Source organism: Cryobacterium glucosi (assembly GCF_004402235.1).
GTDB lineage: Bacteria > Actinomycetota > Actinomycetes > Actinomycetales > Microbacteriaceae > Cryobacterium > Cryobacterium glucosi.
Map to the genome: position 1 here is coordinate 73,387 of NZ_SOFS01000025.1, position 15,173 is coordinate 88,559.

Annotated in this window: 14 protein-coding genes and 1 pseudogene; 9 read left to right on the forward strand and 6 right to left on the reverse strand. The window is 66.9% G+C overall.

All coding sequences use genetic code 11. The annotated features are described in order from the left end of the window. Nucleotides 1-77 precede the first annotated feature (77 nt). Together E3O46_RS12575 and E3O46_RS12580 are read left to right on the forward strand one after the other, a co-directional pair. Nucleotides 78-1,691, forward strand: coding sequence for an acyl-CoA carboxylase subunit beta (locus E3O46_RS12575; RefSeq protein ID WP_370294735.1), 1,614 nt, complete (start codon nt 78-80; stop codon nt 1,689-1,691). A 9-nt stretch (nt 1,692-1,700) separates the two neighbouring features. Continuing rightward, nucleotides 1,701-1,964 carry a hypothetical protein gene (locus E3O46_RS12580; RefSeq protein ID WP_134449071.1) on the forward strand — a complete coding sequence of 88 codons (264 nt, stop codon included), beginning with the start codon at nt 1,701-1,703 and terminating at the stop codon, nt 1,962-1,964. A 297-nt stretch (nt 1,965-2,261) separates the two neighbouring features. Here E3O46_RS12580 and E3O46_RS12585 read toward each other — a convergent pair whose 3' ends face one another. From E3O46_RS12585 to E3O46_RS12600, 4 genes are all read right to left on the reverse strand, one after another. Then, nucleotides 2,262-3,302: a hypothetical protein gene (locus E3O46_RS12585; protein ID WP_134449072.1), complete on the reverse strand. Its 1,041-nt coding sequence runs from the start codon at nt 3,300-3,302 to the stop codon at nt 2,262-2,264. Further along, the gene (locus tag E3O46_RS12590; protein WP_134449073.1) at nt 3,302-4,618 is read right to left on the reverse strand and encodes a sensor histidine kinase; all 1,317 of its coding nucleotides are present in this window, start codon (nt 4,616-4,618) and stop codon (nt 3,302-3,304) included. The genes E3O46_RS12585 and E3O46_RS12590 overlap by 1 nt, the downstream gene beginning before the upstream one ends. Further along, nucleotides 4,605-5,309, reverse strand: a complete 705-nt coding sequence (locus tag E3O46_RS12595; RefSeq protein WP_134449083.1) for a response regulator transcription factor — start codon at nt 5,307-5,309, stop codon at nt 4,605-4,607. The genes E3O46_RS12590 and E3O46_RS12595 overlap by 14 nt, the downstream gene beginning before the upstream one ends. Nucleotides 5,310-5,426: 117 nt before the next feature. Continuing rightward, entirely contained in the window at nt 5,427-6,740 is a 1,314-nt protein-coding gene (locus E3O46_RS12600; RefSeq protein WP_134449074.1) for a class I SAM-dependent RNA methyltransferase, read from the reverse strand. A gap of 57 nt (nt 6,741-6,797) precedes the next feature. Here E3O46_RS12600 and E3O46_RS12605 point away from each other — a divergent pair, with 57 nt between their 5' ends. From E3O46_RS12605 to E3O46_RS12615, 3 genes are all read left to right on the forward strand, one after another. Next, on the forward strand, nt 6,798-7,466 hold the full coding sequence (locus E3O46_RS12605) for a Maf family protein (RefSeq protein ID WP_134449075.1): 669 nt from the start codon (nt 6,798-6,800) through the stop codon (nt 7,464-7,466). A 109-nt stretch (nt 7,467-7,575) separates the two neighbouring features. Further along, nucleotides 7,576-9,345 carry an acetyl/propionyl/methylcrotonyl-CoA carboxylase subunit alpha gene (locus E3O46_RS12610; protein WP_134449076.1) on the forward strand — a complete coding sequence of 590 codons (1,770 nt, stop codon included), beginning with the start codon at nt 7,576-7,578 and terminating at the stop codon, nt 9,343-9,345. Between the two features lie 54 nt (nt 9,346-9,399). Further along, nucleotides 9,400-9,753 (forward strand): MmcQ/YjbR family DNA-binding protein, encoded by a 354-nt coding sequence (locus tag E3O46_RS12615; protein ID WP_134449077.1) that lies wholly within the window; start codon nt 9,400-9,402, stop codon nt 9,751-9,753. A 108-nt stretch (nt 9,754-9,861) separates the two neighbouring features. On the opposite strand, the gene E3O46_RS12620 is transcribed toward E3O46_RS12615, so the two are convergent. Further along, complete coding sequence (locus E3O46_RS12620) at nt 9,862-11,295, reverse strand: NAD(P)H-quinone dehydrogenase (protein ID WP_134449078.1); 1,434 nt, start codon at nt 11,293-11,295, stop codon at nt 9,862-9,864. 269 nt (nt 11,296-11,564) lie between these two features. On the opposite strand from E3O46_RS12620, the pseudogene E3O46_RS12630 reads away from it, so the two are divergent. Further along, nucleotides 11,565-11,771, forward strand: a pseudogene (locus E3O46_RS12630) (IS3 family transposase); the annotation flags it as partial. 593 nt (nt 11,772-12,364) lie between these two features. Here E3O46_RS12630 and E3O46_RS12635 read toward each other — a convergent pair. After that, nucleotides 12,365-12,760, reverse strand: coding sequence for a low affinity iron permease family protein (locus tag E3O46_RS12635; RefSeq protein ID WP_166788306.1), 396 nt, complete (start codon nt 12,758-12,760; stop codon nt 12,365-12,367). 148 nt (nt 12,761-12,908) lie between these two features. Here E3O46_RS12635 and E3O46_RS12640 point away from each other — a divergent pair, with 148 nt between their 5' ends. The 3 genes from E3O46_RS12640 to E3O46_RS12650 all read left to right on the forward strand — a co-directional run bounded on the left by E3O46_RS12640 (nt 12,909) and on the right by E3O46_RS12650 (nt 15,153). After that, nucleotides 12,909-13,331 (forward strand): hypothetical protein, encoded by a 423-nt coding sequence (locus E3O46_RS12640; protein ID WP_241984924.1) that lies wholly within the window; start codon nt 12,909-12,911, stop codon nt 13,329-13,331. A 31-nt stretch (nt 13,332-13,362) separates the two neighbouring features. Then, on the forward strand, nt 13,363-14,169 hold the full coding sequence (locus E3O46_RS12645) for an MIP/aquaporin family protein (RefSeq protein ID WP_255454096.1): 807 nt from the start codon (nt 13,363-13,365) through the stop codon (nt 14,167-14,169). Between the two features lie 579 nt (nt 14,170-14,748). Beyond that, nucleotides 14,749-15,153, forward strand: coding sequence for a hypothetical protein (locus E3O46_RS12650; RefSeq protein WP_134561796.1), 405 nt, complete (start codon nt 14,749-14,751; stop codon nt 15,151-15,153). The last annotated feature ends 20 nt before the right edge of the window (nt 15,154-15,173 follow it).

Here is a 15,173-nt window from a genome sequence, read left to right on the forward strand (position 1 = left end):
GGGAACAGAACGGCCAGCGATCGGGCCGGGTTTTGTAGGGTTTCGTCAACGGTCCGGGCCGAGAGCTGGCCGGTAGAGTGAACGGCGTGAGTGACAATTCGCCCGTTTCGGGACCAGATCTGTATACGACGGCTGGAAAGCTCGCCGACCTCAAGATTCGCTATCACGAAGCCGTGACCGCGAGCGGTGAGGCGGCGATCGAAAAACAGCACGCCAAAGGCAAGATGACCGCGCGCGAGCGCATCGAGCTCCTCCTCGACCAGGGCTCGTTCGTCGAGCTCGATGAGTTCGTGCGGCACCGCACCCACGGCTTCGGCATGGAGAAGAAGCGGCCGTACGGCGACGCGGTCGTCACCGGCACCGGCACGATCCACGGCCGCCAGGTCGCGGTCTACTCGCAGGACTTCACCATCTTCGGCGGATCGCTCGGCGAGGTGGCCGGCGACAAGATCATCAAGGTGATGGACCTCGCCCTCAAGACAGGCGTGCCGATCATCGGCATCCTCGACTCCGGCGGAGCGCGTATCCAGGAGGGCGTCGTCGCCCTCGGCAAGTACGGCGAGATCTTCCGCCGCAACACCGCAGCCTCCGGCGTCATCCCGCAGATCTCGATCATCTGCGGCCCCGCCGCCGGTGGAGCGGTCTACTCCCCCGCACTCACCGACTTCGTGATCATGGTCGACAAGATCAGCCAGATGTTCGTCACCGGCCCCGACGTGATCAAGACCGTCACCGGCGAAGACGTCGGCATGGAGGAGCTCGGCGGCGCGCTCACCCACAACAAGGTCTCCGGTGTCGCGCACTACCTCGCGAGCGATGAGGCCGACGCGCTCGACTACGCCCGCACCCTGCTCGGTTTCCTGCCCGACAACAACCTCGCCGAGCTTCCGGTCTTCGACAGCGACGTGGAGCTCGAGACGACGGATGCCGACCGCGCGCTCAACACGATCATCCCGGACTCGCCGAATCAGCCATACGACGTCAAGACCGTGATCGAGCACATCGTCGACCGCGGCGACTTCCTCGAAACGCAGCCGCTGTTCGCCCCGAACATCGTCGTCGGCTTCGCCCGCGTCGAGGGTCGGTCCGTCGGCATCGTCGCCAACCAGCCCAACGCCATGGCCGGGACGCTCAACATCCAGGCCGGTGAGAAGGCCGCCCGCTTCGTGCGGTTCTGCGACGCGTTCTCGATCCCGATCCTCACCCTCGTCGACGTTCCCGGCTTCCTGCCCGGAACCGATCAGGAGTGGACCGGCGTTATCCGCCGCGGCGCGAAGCTGCTCTACGCCTACGCAGAGGCGACGGTGCCGCTCGTGACCGTGATCCTGCGGAAGGCATACGGTGGCGCGTACATCGTGATGGGTTCCAAGCAGCTCGGCGCCGACATCAACCTCGCGTGGCCGACCGCCGAGATCGCCGTGATGGGCGGCCAGGGAGCCGTGAACATCCTCTACCGCGCCGAGATCAAGAAAGCCGAAGCCGCGGACGAGGACGTCAACGCCGTGCGCACCCGCCTCGCCAACGAGTACACCTACAACGTCGCGAGCCCGTTCCTCGCCGCCGAACGCGGCGAGCTCGACGGGATCATCGAGCCGGCAGCCACTCGGGTCGCTATCACCAAGGCGCTGCGTGCCCTGCGCACCAAGCGCTCGAGCCTGCCGCCCAAGAAGCACGGCAATATCCCGCTGTAGGGAGCGACCATGGCAGACGAAGAGAACGCCCGACCGGACGCACCGGAAAACACCCCCGCGGATGCTCCGGCGCACCTGCGGTTCCTGACCCGCGGCATCAGCCCGGTCGAGGCCGCGGCCGTGTCTGCCGTGCTGCACGGCCTGCTCCGCGAGGAGACCGGCAGCCTGCACAAGAAGCCGACCGGCGCCCTCAGCGGCTGGCAGGCCGGCCAGCGGGCCATCCGGCCGCCCTTCGTGTCCGGGCAGAGCAGCTGGGGTGAGTTCCGGGCCTGAACCGTCGGGGTCCTGGCCGGTCCCCCTAAATGCCGACTTTTGAATGGCGCACGGCTCGACCACTATAGATATTGCTAGGTGTCGCTCACTGAGTTACACAGCCAGAACTCGTCGACTAGGGTAAGCAGGCGAATTCTGGGGGCACGTCAGGGTGACATTCGGGTTGTCGCCCTGGCACAACGTAAAAAGGGGACCAGCCTTCGGGTTGGTCCCCTTTTTCTTTTTCCTTTTCTTTTTTGCGTTCCGGGCTCACCGTTCCGGGAACTCCCTTCCGGGCCGGTCGTTCCCCGCAGGACCTCAGGCGCCGAGGGTGGATGCCGTGGCCGGGTCCCTAGGGATCTCGAGCCACAGGTCGACCTCGGGCTCCGGTGAGTCCTGCCCCAGGGCGCTCAGCCGGGCATCCGCACTGCTGAGGCCGACCACGGTCACGGCCGTCGCCGACCCTTCCCCCGCCGTGCGTGCGATGATCGTGTCGGCCGTCGATTCGCCGATGGCGGCGGCGAGCTGGTTGAGGACGGTTTCGAGCTCCGCACCGTCGAGGTCGTCGATCGTGCCCTCGTCGAGCAGCGTCACGATGCCGCCACGGCGCCTGGCCGTCATCACCTGCTCGCGCACGGCGTCGTTGAGCAGCTTGCGGCCGCGGATCTCGTCCCGCACGGCGGCTTCGAGGTAGCGGCACTCCTGGCGGTCCTCCGCGTCGAGCTCCCCGTGCTTGTCGATGATGCGGCGCAGCATGGGAGACGCGAGGCGCAGCGTCTGCGCGAGGCGCACCTGGCGTTCGAACAGGTGCGCCTCCTGGGCGGCCTGCCACTCCGTCGCCTCCCGCTCCGCGAGCGCATACTGGCGCGCATCACGCCCCGCCTTGGCGAGGGCGCGGGCGAGGAGGACGGCGACGGTCACCCAGACGACGCTCCCGATCACGCCCATGTCGAGCAGCTGGGCCGGGCCGGCCCAGATGATCGTGTGCACGACGAGCGCGCCGACGCCGACCCAGGCGAGCGCCGTGCGGCGGCGCGTCGCCGTGATCGTCATCAGGGTGCCGACGGCGGCGACGTACCACGTCGCGTAGCCGTTCCTGGCGGAGCCGTCGAGCTGGCTGCCGACGAGCAGCGGGATCACGACGCAGACCGCAACGTTGAAGAAGGCGAGCGCAAGGCCCATCCGCATCGGGCTCGAGGGCCAGAGGCTCAGGACCGTCGCGAGCGCATAAAGGGCGAGCGCGAAGATCGTCGGCCCCGGGGTGCGCGGCAGGTCGAGCGAGTAGATGCCGAGCACGATGTGGTACGCCGAGAAGAGACCGGCGAGGAACAGGACGAGGCCGCGCGGGACGGTGATCATCAGGGGCTCACCCCGCCGTCCAGCGGCCAGTCGATCGTGATCGTGGTGCCCTGTCCCGGTGTCGAACACACAGTGACGGAGCCGCCGACACTCTGCACCCGTTCCGCGATCGAGATACGCAGGCCGAGGCGCGCGCTCGGGACGAGGGCGGGGTCGAAGCCGACGCCGGTGTCGGAAATCTGGATGGTGCATCCGCCCTGGCTGTTCGCACTCATCGTCAGCACGCGCTCCGGATCGGGCGCGCCGGGGCCTGTGCCGGCGTGCTGCACGCTGTTGGCCATGGCCTGGACGGAGGCCGCGAGGATCGCCTCGGAGACGTGCGTGGGCACGGCGAGCTTCGGGATGGCGCACTCGACGATCGTGAACGGCCGCGCGAGCCGGGAGGCCGCGAGGCGGATTTGCCCGGCGAGCTCGGAGAAGCTCACCGTGCTATCGTCGACGGCCGGGGTGATCGCGGCGTCCGTGAGGCGCTGGAGGGCGTCGGTGGCCATCCCGGAGGCGAGCTGCGCGGCCTTCGGGCTACCGGCGGCGGCTGCAGCGAGGAACGTCGCGAGCACACTGTCGTGCACGATCGAGTCCACCTGCACGCGCTCGACCTCGGTGGCGTGCTGGCGCACGGCGTTCGCGTACTTGTTGAGCGCATTCGTCTGCGCGGCGTCGACGGAGGCGGCCGTCTGCCGCAGCATGAAGATCATGATCAGGAGGACCTGGCCGAGGAGCGTCGCGTAGACGGCGTCGAGGGAGGCCAGCAGCGCGTCCGCGTCACCGCCGGAGGGCAGCGAACGCACGATCCCGTAGGCGAGCGGGGCGGCGAAGGTGTACGCGCACGCCCAGCCGAGCGCGAACGAGATGGCCGCGCACGAGGTCGCGACCGTGCAGACGTACCAGAGCCAGGGCTTCCCATCGAGGACGGCCGCCGGGTCCCGCATCAGGAACGGCCACCCGATCAGGGCGACGAAATACATGAGTGCAACGGCGCCGGTCGTGATGCGCACCCCGACTTTGGTGATCGAGGCCACCAAGACGGCGGCGACCGCGACGGCGAGGGCGACCGGCATCGCGACGCCCATGACCGGCAGCCGCAACGGGATCTGCTGCAGCATCGCCGGGAGGGCCTGCAGGGAGAAGACGACGGCGACCCCGGCGACGGACCGGGAAATCACGACCTCGATCCGGGACCGGCTGATCGGGTTGCGGGGCTGGCGGATGCCGGGCGCCCGGATGCCCTCCGCCGCGACGGGTGCGAGTTCCAGGCGGTCGGGAGGCAACCGTGTCGGGAGCTGCGGGATCGTGCCCGCTGCTTCAGCCGCGGCCATCTCCGCCATCCGGGTCCAGCCCCGGCAGGATTCCGTCTTCAACGGCCCGGCGCAGCAGGTCGACCTTCGTCGGAGCGGGACGCCCGACCTCGACGTACTTCACGCGGATCCGGTCGAGGTACTCCCGCGCGGTCGAGTGCGCGATGCCGAGCTGCATGGCGACCATCTTGAGCGGAAGGCCGGAGGCGTAGAGGTGCAGAACGTCCCGTTCCCTGCGGCCGAGCTGGGCCTTGGAGAAATCGCGGTCGGCGTCGATCGCGGTCGCCCATTCGAGGTTGTTGAGCACGTCGCCGCGGGCGACCGAGGCCACCGCGGCCATCACTGTCGTCGTGGGCGACGACTTCGGGATGACGCCGGCGGCGCCCGCTGCGAGGGCCTCGCGAACGAGGGCGACCCTGTCGGCGATGCTGTGCACGAGCACCGAGGCGCCCGCGCTCTGGGCCAGGTGCACGTTGTCGGTGACGAGGGAGCCGTCGCCGAGGGAGAGGTCGAGCACGATCACGTCGCAGGGACGTCCGCCGATCCCGTCGACGAGTCCCTGGACGGTCGCCGCGGTTGCGACGACCTCGTAACCGACGTTCTCGCAGGCGGCCTGGATACCGAGGCGGACGGATTCGTGATCGTCGGCGATGCCCACCCGGACCGGGTGGTCGAGCGGCGTACGCGCTTCAGCGGCGTGCGTCGAACCCAGGGTCGCACCGGCCGGGCCGGCGGAGGCATCCGTCGTCGTCGTCGGAGGGGTCGCGGGTGTTGTCGGGTGCGTCACTTGTTCCTACATTCTTCCATTGCACGTACACGTCAACGATAGCTATTTGGACAGCAGGGCGACGGCTTCGACGTGATGTGTGTTCGGAAAGAGATCGAACGCGCGCAGCTTCCGCAGCTCGTATCCGTGCCCGTTGAGGAGGGCGATGTCGCGGGCGAGGGCGACGGGATCGCAGGCCACGTACACGATCTGCTTCGGGGACAGCACCGCGAGCTGGTCGATGACCTCGTGGCCTGAGCCGGAACGCGGCGGGTCGAGGACGACGGTCGCCGCCTGGTGCTTCACCCGTTCGGCGGCGCTCGCGTCCCGGACCAGGCCGGCCAGGAAGCGGTCGACCCGGTCGGTGCGAACGCTCGCTCCGACCCATTCCGCGAGGTTCTCTGCGGCGAAGTCGGTCGCGTGCGCGTCGCTCTCGACGGAGGTGATTCGAACGGCGCTGCCGAACTTGTCACCGACGGCCGCAGCGAGCAGCCCGACGCCGCCGTACAGGTCGAGGTTGGTGGCACGGGGGTCGAACAGCTCGGGATCGATCAGGTCCTGGACGGCGTGGTACAGGGTGTCAGCGGCGCGGACGTGCACCTGCCAGAACCCGCCGGCGTCGAGACGGAATTCCCGGTCACCGACGACCTCATGGATCAGGGTGCGCGGGGTAGCCTTGGGCTTACCGCGCGCATCCGGCTCCGAGACGAGGATCTGCACGGTGCCGAGGCTCGGGGAGACGACGTCGACCGAAGCCGCTCCGGGGAAACGCTGGTCGAGCGGGGCGGCCGCTTCGAGCATCCGCTCGGCGAGGGGAAGATCGCCGACGGGGATCACCCGGTGGGAGCGGGCCGCGTATGGGCCGACCGTGCCGTCTTCGTCGACGTGAAGGCGCACCCGGGTGCGCCAGCCTGTGCCGTCCGCCGCGTCGCCTGGCGAGGCGTTGGGGCCGAGCGGCACGGGTTCGACGACAACGTCGGACTCGATCTTCGCCATGCGCTTCAGGGAGTCTGCGAGCACCTGGCGCTTGAGTTCGCGCTGGAAGCCGAGTTCGATGTGGCCGAACTCAGCGCCGCCGGCCCGGTCGTCCGGGTCGCGCTCGACGGCAGCGGAGGCCCAGATGTGCGGCTGGCGTTCGCTGGCCGCGTCGAGGACCTCGACGGTCTCCGCGCGCCAGAAGCTCTTGTGGTTCGCGGAGGTGAGCCGGGCGCGCACGCGCTCCCCCGGCAGGGTGTCGCTCACGAAGACCACGCGGCCTTCGTGCCTGGCGATGAAGATACCGCCGTGAGCTACGTTGGTGACGAGGAGTTCGAGTTCAGTACCCACCTCGGCTGCGTGTGCGGGGAGATTCGCCGGTGTGTCATTGCTGGTGGCCATTGTTCGAGCATCCCACATCGCTTCTATCGCCGCTTATCTCGTCGCACAAAGGGAACCATGCGCCTCTATCTGGCTTCGACCTCTCCGGCCCGGCTCACGCTCCTGCGTGCCGCGGGCATCGAGCCGGTCACGATCGCGCCCGGCGTCGACGAAGACGAAGTCGCAGCGGATGCCGCCCAGATGCTGGGCGCACCGCTGACGCCCCGTCACACGGTCGAGTTGCTCGCTCGCGCCAAGGCGGAGGACGTCTCCCGGGCGATCGTCGCCCTGGACGCCGAGGCCGCCGACGGTGACGACGTGCACCTCGTGCTCGGCGGGGACTCCGTCTTCGTCATCGATGGCGTGATCTACGGCAAGCCGCACACGGCCGAGCGGGCCAGGGAGCGCTGGGAGCTGCAGCGCGGCCGCACCGGGCAGCTCTACTCCGGCCACTGGCTCATCGAACACAGGGCCGGCGTGCCCGGCCGGGCCGTCGGGGCCGTCGCGGTCGCCGACGTGACCTTCGCCGACGACATCGACGACGCCGAGCTCGACGCGTACATCGCGACGGGAGAGCCCCTGTTCGTGGCGGGGGCCTTCACGATCGACAGTCTGGGAGCCCCGTTCATCACCCACATCGAGGGCGATCCCTCGACCGTCGTCGGCTTGTCCCTGCCGACGCTGCGCCGGCTCGTGCTGAGTCTCGGGCACTCCTGGCCGAGCCTCTGGAACCGCGCGAAAGTGTGACGCACAGCGGGTTTCGAGGACGCTTTGTAGGCATCCATACCTTTTTGGGGGTTCTTTTTGTTGAAGAGAACCAAAGTCTCGGGCTCGATCTCCAATAAGCTCAGGCACTGTGTCCCGCATAACGAAGGTCCTCATCGCCAACCGGGGCGAAATCGCCGTCCGGGTGATTCGAGCCGCGAAAGACAGCGGCATTCTCTCGGTCGCCGTCTACGCCGACCAGGATCGTGACGCCGTGCACGCCCGCCTCGCAGATGAGGCGTACGGGCTCGACGGTACGACAAGCGCAGAAACCTACCTGGTCATCGAGAAGATCCTCTCGGTCGCTCGCCGTTCGGGTGCCGACGCCGTGCACCCCGGCTACGGTTTCCTCGCCGAGAACGCCGATTTCGCCCGCGCAGTGATCGACGCCGGCCTGGTCTGGATCGGCCCGTCTCCCGACGCCATCGAGCAGCTCGGAGACAAGGTTTCCGCGCGGCATATCGCCGAGCGGGTGAACGCTCCGATGGCCCCAGGCACGCTCAACCCGGTGGAGGGCGCGTCAGAGGTCCTCGACTTCATCGACCAGTACGGGCTGCCGGTCGCGATCAAGGCGGCCTTCGGCGGCGGCGGACGCGGCCTCAAGGTCGCCCGCACCCGCGAAGAGGTCCCTGAGCTCTTCGACTCGGCCGTGCGCGAGGCCGTCACCGCCTTCGGTCGCGGCGAGTGCTTCGTCGAGAAGTACCTCGACAAGCCCCGCCACGTCGAGACCCAGTGCCTCGCGGACGCCTACGGCAACGTCGTCGTCGTCTCCACCCGCGACTGCTCGCTGCAGCGTCGCCACCAGAAGCTCGTCGAGGAGGCACCGGCACCGTTCCTCACGACCGTTCAGCACGACGAGCTGTACCGCGCGTCCAAGGCCATCCTCAAGGAGGTCGGCTACCTCGGCGCAGGCACCTGCGAGTTCCTGATCGGCCAGGACGGCACCGTCTCCTTCCTCGAGGTCAACACCCGGCTCCAGGTCGAACACCCCGTCTCCGAGGAAGTCACGGGCATCGACCTCGTCCGCGAACAGTTCCGCCTCGCCGAGGGCGGCCGCCTCGACTACGACGACCCGATCCCGCGCGGGCACTCCTTCGAATTCCGGATCAACGGCGAAGACCCCGGCCGCGGGTTCATGCCCTCTCCCGGCCCCGTGCACGTCTTCAGGGCGCCGGGCGGCCCCGGCGTGCGCGTCGACAGCGGCGTGCAGGCCGGCGACGTCATCTCCGGCTCCTTCGACTCCCTGCTGGCCAAGCTCATCGTCACCGGCGCGAGCCGCGAGGAGGCGCTCGAGCGTTCGCGCCGCGCCCTCGACGAGTTCGACATCGCCGGCCTCCCGACCGTGCTTCCGTTCCACCGCGCGATCGTGCGCGACCCCGCGTTCGCACCCTCGGACGGCGAGCCGTTCTCGATCTACACCCGGTGGATCGAAACCGATTTCGTCAACGACATCGAACCGTGGAACGGCTCCCTCACCGACGAGGGCACCGCCGAGAAGCGCCACAACGTCGTCGTCGAGGTCGAGGGCCGCCGCATCGAGGTCAGCCTCCCCGTGCGTCTCCTGCCCGGCACCGCCGAAAGCACCGCCGGTCCCGCCCCGCGTCGCCGCGGCGTGGCCCACTCGGTGAACACGGCAATCGGCGACGCCGTGGTCGCGCCGATGCAGGCCACGATCGTCAAGCTCGCCGTCGCTGAAGGCGACGTCGTCGTCAAGGGCGACCTGCTGCTCGTGCTCGAAGCCATGAAGATGGAGCAGCCGCTCACCGCGCACAAGGACGGCGTGATCGGCAGCATCGGCGCCGTCGTCGGTGCCACGGTGTCGAGCGGGTATCTGTTGCTCGCCGTGACCGACGCCGCGTAGGCACCGCACTGCAGGCATCCGCTCGCTCATCGTCGGCCGGGGAAGGGGACCGTCGTGGATCCGGACGAACTGACCGCGTTCCTGCTCGACCTGAACGGCGCCGTCGAGACGTACCCGTTCGGGCCGGAGGCCCGGGTGATGAAGGTCGCGGGCAAGATGTTCTCCGTCGACCAGCCGGATGCCCCGCGCCGGTCGATCACGCTCAAGGCGCTCCCGGAGAACGTGCCGCGGCTGATCCGGAGCGTTGCCGGCATCGAGCCCGGGTACCACATGAACAAGCGGCACTGGGTGACCGTGAGACTCGACGGCTCCGTTCCCGCCGACCACGTGCGCGAGCTGATCACCGAGTCGCACGCGATCATCGTCGCCGCTCTCCCCCGCGCCATCCGGCAGTCCCTCCAGGGCTGACCCTCCGTCCCGCGAGAGTACGTTTTCGGCCCTTAAAACCGCGCTTTATGGGCCGAAAGTGCACTCTCGCGAGGACGCGGGTCGGGGTGTGTGGGGATCCGTTCGGGATTAGAGGACGATGTGCATCGCCCGGGCGGCATCCGTGATCGAGCCCGTCAGCGACGGGTAGACCGGGAAGGCCCTGGCGACCTCATCGACGGTGAGCCGGTGCTCGACGGCGAGCGCGAGCGGGAAGATGAGTTCGCTCGCCTTCGGGGCGACGATGACGCCGCCGATGACGGTGCCGGTGGTCGTGGTCGCGAAGAGCTTGACGAAGCCGTCCTTGATCCCCATCATCTTCGCCCGCGGGTTCGCGGCGAGGGGCAGCTTGTAGATGGTCCCGCGCACGAGCCCGTCCTCGATCTGCTTCTGCGTCCAGCCGACGGTCGCGATCTCGGGCTGGGTGAAGATGTTGGCCGCGACATTGCGGATCTCGATCGGGTTCACCGCGTCGCCCATCGCGTGGAACACCGCCGTGCGGCCCATCATCGAGGCGACGGATGCGAGGGGCAGCTCGGTCGTGCAGTCTCCGGCCGCATAGATGTTCGGCATCGAGGTGCGGGCGACCCGGTTCACCCGGATATGCCCGGAGTCGGTCAGCTGCACTCCGGCCTCCTCGAGGCCGATCCCGTGGGTGTTCGGCACAGAGCCGACGGCGATCAGGCAGTGGCTGCCCTCGACCTTGCGGCCGTCGGACAGGGTCGCGAGCACCCCGGTGGAGGTGACGACGACGGATTCGGCGCGGGACTTGCTGAGGACGACCATCCCGTTGCGCTTGAAGACGTTCTCGATCACGGCGGCGGCGTCGGCGTCCTCGCCGGGCAGCACCTGGTCGCGGCTCGAGATCAGGGTGACGCGGGCACCGAGGGCCCGGTACGCCGAGGCGAACTCGGCGCCGGTGACGCCGGACCCGACGACGATCAGGTGCTCGGGCACCGCCCGCAGGTTGTAGAGCTGGGTCCAGGTGAGGATGCGCTCACCGTCGGGGACCGCGGTCGGGAGGATGCGCGGGCTCGCGCCCACGGAGACGACGATGGTGTCGGCGCTGATCCGGTCGAAATCGGTGCCGGAGGCCTCCGAGGTCGCGACGATCACGCCGCTCGTGCCGTCGAGGCGGCCGTGGCCCTGCACGAGGCGCACTCCGGCGGTGACGAGCGTGGCCCGCATATCCTCGGACTGCTGGCGGGCGAGCGCGAGGAGGCGCTTGTTGACGGCGGCGAGGTTGATCGCGACCTCGGGGCGGCTCGGCTTACCGTCGGCGCCGCGCACGTAGAGCTGGACGCCGAGCTCGGTCGCGTCGCCGATGGAGTTGGTGGCCTCAGCGGTTGCGATGAGGGACTTCGAGGGCACCACGTCCGTGATGACCGCCGACCCGCCGACGCCGACCTCTTCGACGAGGGTGACCTCCGCCCCGAGTTGTGCTCCGGCGATCGCCGCTTCGTATCCGCCGGGCCCTCCGCCGAGAATGACGATCTGCTGCTTGCGTTCGAACTCGTAGGCCATGGTGACATTCTGCCGTCCGCCGCCCTTCGCCACCAATTCCTGCAGGGGGCATCCGCCCGCCCCAACGCCCGCGCCGGACGAATTCGACGAAGTTTCTGAGATTTCCCCTCTGCGTCAAGCTGGTTGTGAGTCAGTTCACGATCAGTAGGAGTCAGAGGAATGTCGATTAGTCCAGGGTTCACTGTGGTGGAGATCCGCGAGTTTGTTCATGAGTATCACCGGCAACCGCATGGTCAGAAAGGTGCCTGGTTAGCGGGACAGCCGGTCTCGCATNCAACGCCGCGATGGAGTCCTTCTTCGCGCTGCTGCAGAAGAACGTCCTCGACCGGAAGCGGTGGTCAACCCGAGAGGAACTGCGCCTCGCGATGGTGATTTGGATCGAACGGACATACCACCGCAAGCGCCGGCAACGCCGCCTCGGCAAGCTCACCCCGATCGAGTTTGAGACAATAAACGTGGCCCTCAAAGCCGCTTGAGACCACTAACCCTTTGAGTCAACTGAACTCGGGGCAGTCCCTCATGTCCATCTCCTCTTTCAGGGTTCAAGCGGATTGCCGCTTTGCTGCGCTCAGTATAAAGACGCGGCTTGGTTGGCAGCGCGTGTTGAAGTCGTGTTCCTCTCGAACACCTCATGCTTTTTCCGGATCGCCTGAAATGGTTCGACCGCACGGTGGACACCGTTCTGGTACGTGACAACGTGAAGATCGCCGAGCCCGAAATCAGGTTTGGTCCCGCCGCGGCAAAGTAGGCGACCGTGTTCCTCTGAACTGTTTCGAGTACCCGTCTCCCGTGTCCTGGTCAGCGGAGCGGTGAGGGAAAGTACACCCTCACTGCGGCACCTTGGACGACGATCGTTGCTGAGATGAGCGAGTCGGTACTACCCGATCCAACTTTCGGGGTAGTGAAATGGTGCCAGCGTGTCCGTAGCAATCATGGTGTCTGCTCAGAAGGGGCCGCGCAGACGCACCGCCGGCAAGGCCGATGAACGCAAGGGGACAAATGATCGCTCACGATGTTCCCGGATCAAGCTGCGGTGTCTGGGACCGTGCCGTCGGCTCTCGGACGATTTTTAGGGCTGTGGCGTGGCATTGTGGACGGCTTGTTCGCGGTGGGTGAGGTTGCGGTCGGCGAGATCATCGAGTTCTTTGTCTGGTGCTGCTTCCACGGCTATGAGGCGATTGTCGGCTGTGGGGAGGGCGCGTAACAGCTCGTCTAGTTTTCGTTGTGTCGCGGCCTGTTGTCGAGCTTGAGTGTGCTGGATGACGAAAACCATGATGAGGGTGATGGTGGCGGTCACCGTGGTGAGGACCGTCTCCCACCAGGCAGGAAAGCCTAGGAGAAGGCCCGAAAACAACCACAGCAGAGTGATGAACGCGGCAGTGAGACCGAAAGAAGCATGTGCCGTGATGTCGCCAACTCGATGGATGAACCGGCTACTCCAGTGGCGTTCTCGTCCGCCGGGCACGTGTCGGGGCGACGTGGATCGGGGAGGCTCTTGACCGGACATGCGATCCACACTAGCTTCGGAGCCAGCTCGCGTTGACGTCCGGTCGCGCCGTGCAGCTCTACGAACAAGAAGATGACCTCCGGCCGCGAGGAAGGGAAAAGGAATCATGATGAGCACGAGTGTCAAACAGGTCCCTGGCAAAAAGACGTCGAAAGCCGGGGTGCTCAGGTGGCGGGTCGATGTGGCGGGACACGATTATGCGGCGGCGAGATCGTATCTGTCGCTGAACGCGAAGCCCAAGGCGATTGACGCGCTTGTGAAACAGTTGCGGGGGACGCGGGTCGTTCATTTCAAGGCCAAGGACCTGTTGCGGGGCTGCGGTTTGCCGCTCTTGCCGCGAAGCAACCCGGATGTTGCCAAGGAACTGGACCGAATTGCCGCGGGCGTCCAGCTGTCGCCGTGTTTGATCATTCGAGGTCAGATCGGCAAGGGTCGCGTCGCTCAGATCGCCGATGGTTATCACCGGATCTGCGCTGTGAATCACGTGGACGAGGACGCCGAGGTCCCCGTGCAGATCATCAGCGCGTAGGCGTGCCGTGATCATTTCTGCGGGCCGTGACGTGGGGCATTTGGGACTGTCGCCGCGGGACCGCGGCTGGGTCCATGAATTCAATAACCGGAATCGAGAATGGACTCGACTGGGCGCTGAAATGTTCGGGACGTACTTTTTGGTCCTCGTCGCGGCTGGAGCCGGAACGGTCGATTCCCTCACCCACGGGGACGTCGGCCGCGGGGCCAGTGTTACGGCGCCAGGGTTAATGGTCGCGGCCATCATCTTGTTCATGGGCGCTGTATCCGGTGCTCACCTCAACCCGCTGGTCAGTGTTGCCTTCGCCTTGCGAGGAGACTTTCCCTGGCGTCGCGTGCCGGGATATGTCCTCGCTCAGTTGTTGGGCGCGATCCTGGCATCACTAACCCTGATCGCGGTGTTTGGCCCACACGGAGGCAACGGCGAGACAGTCCCCGGTCCTGCCTTCACGGACTCGCAAGCACTCGTCGTCGAGGCCTTGCTGACTATGGGACTGGTGAGCACAATTCTGGGCTCCGCATCCGGGGCGCAGAACATTGGATCCTTCTCCGCGATCGCGGTAGGCGCATACATAATCCTCGCGGGGCTCTGGGCAAGCCCCGTCAGCGGGGCTTCGATGAATCCCGCCCGGACTGTCGGCCCAGACCTCGTTCGCGGCGACTTCACCCACACCTGGGTATACCTCCTCGGACCCTTAAGCGGAATGCTCCTAGCCGTGGGTTCAGCGTATTTACTACGCGGCCCAGGTGGCGGACCCACGGGGACGAAAGCCGCCCAAGGAACACCCAACTCCGAGCAACCCATCCAACGACACCCCAACCCCGATAACCGATTGTGAACGCTCCGCCAAAAACCCAGCACGACAACACACCAGATCGCGATTAAGGAACCAGGCCAACTGGTCCTGGTGTCCCGTGTCGGTCTTCGTAACCCGGTGCAGGGCAGGTCTCGGCGCCATGGCTCAGGAAACGCGGACTGAGCATTACGATCGGCTGCTGCCTCCCGGCACCGGCAGGTGGAACACGATCAAACGCCGCCTCTTCGACCACATGTCGGTGGACTGGCACGGCACTGGTCACCCACTTTCCCTCGACTTCGTCGCGCCGACCACGATCCGAACCCGAAATCACTTGGCGACTTTGTCCGTCAGTTGACGCGACCATCGTCGGCGTCACGGCCAACAACATCCGAACCTGCGGGGCGAACGCATCAAAACTAGACCCGACCGCGGGCCGCTGGTACTTCGGGAACCGGTCCGTTTCCAACGCCCGATCCACCGTTCCCCGGGACACCCCCGACGAGCCGGCCGATCTCCCACTTCGAGTGCTGGCCCGTGGAAAACAGTTGGCGTATCTTCGCCCAACCCTCTGCGTCAAGCTGGTTGTGAGTCAGTTCACGATCAGTAGGAGTCAGAGGAATGCCGATTAGTCCAGGGTTCACTGTGGTGGAGATCCGCGAGTTTGTTCATGAGTATCACCGGCAACCGCATGGTCAGAAAGGTGCCTGGTTAGCGGGACAGCCGGTCTCGCATGCGATGCTGACGCGGTGGAGCGCCGCGGTGTATGGCGGTGATCTGGACCGGGGTCTGGTTCCGCGAGAGGGTAGGGCTATGACTGTTCCCCCTCGTAAGCGCACGGCGCTGGAGAAATCACGGGCCGCTGAGCGCGCGGCGCACGCGGCTGAGGTTGCGAAACTGAGCGCGCGGGTGCGCGAGTTGGAGGACACGAACAACACGCTGGGAAAAGCTATCGGGCTCTTGCACGCGATGAGCGAGGAAGAGCCCGCACCCACCCCGACGACATCCGATCCGTCCGGTTCCTGAAGCTCGAGAACACGCTCGTC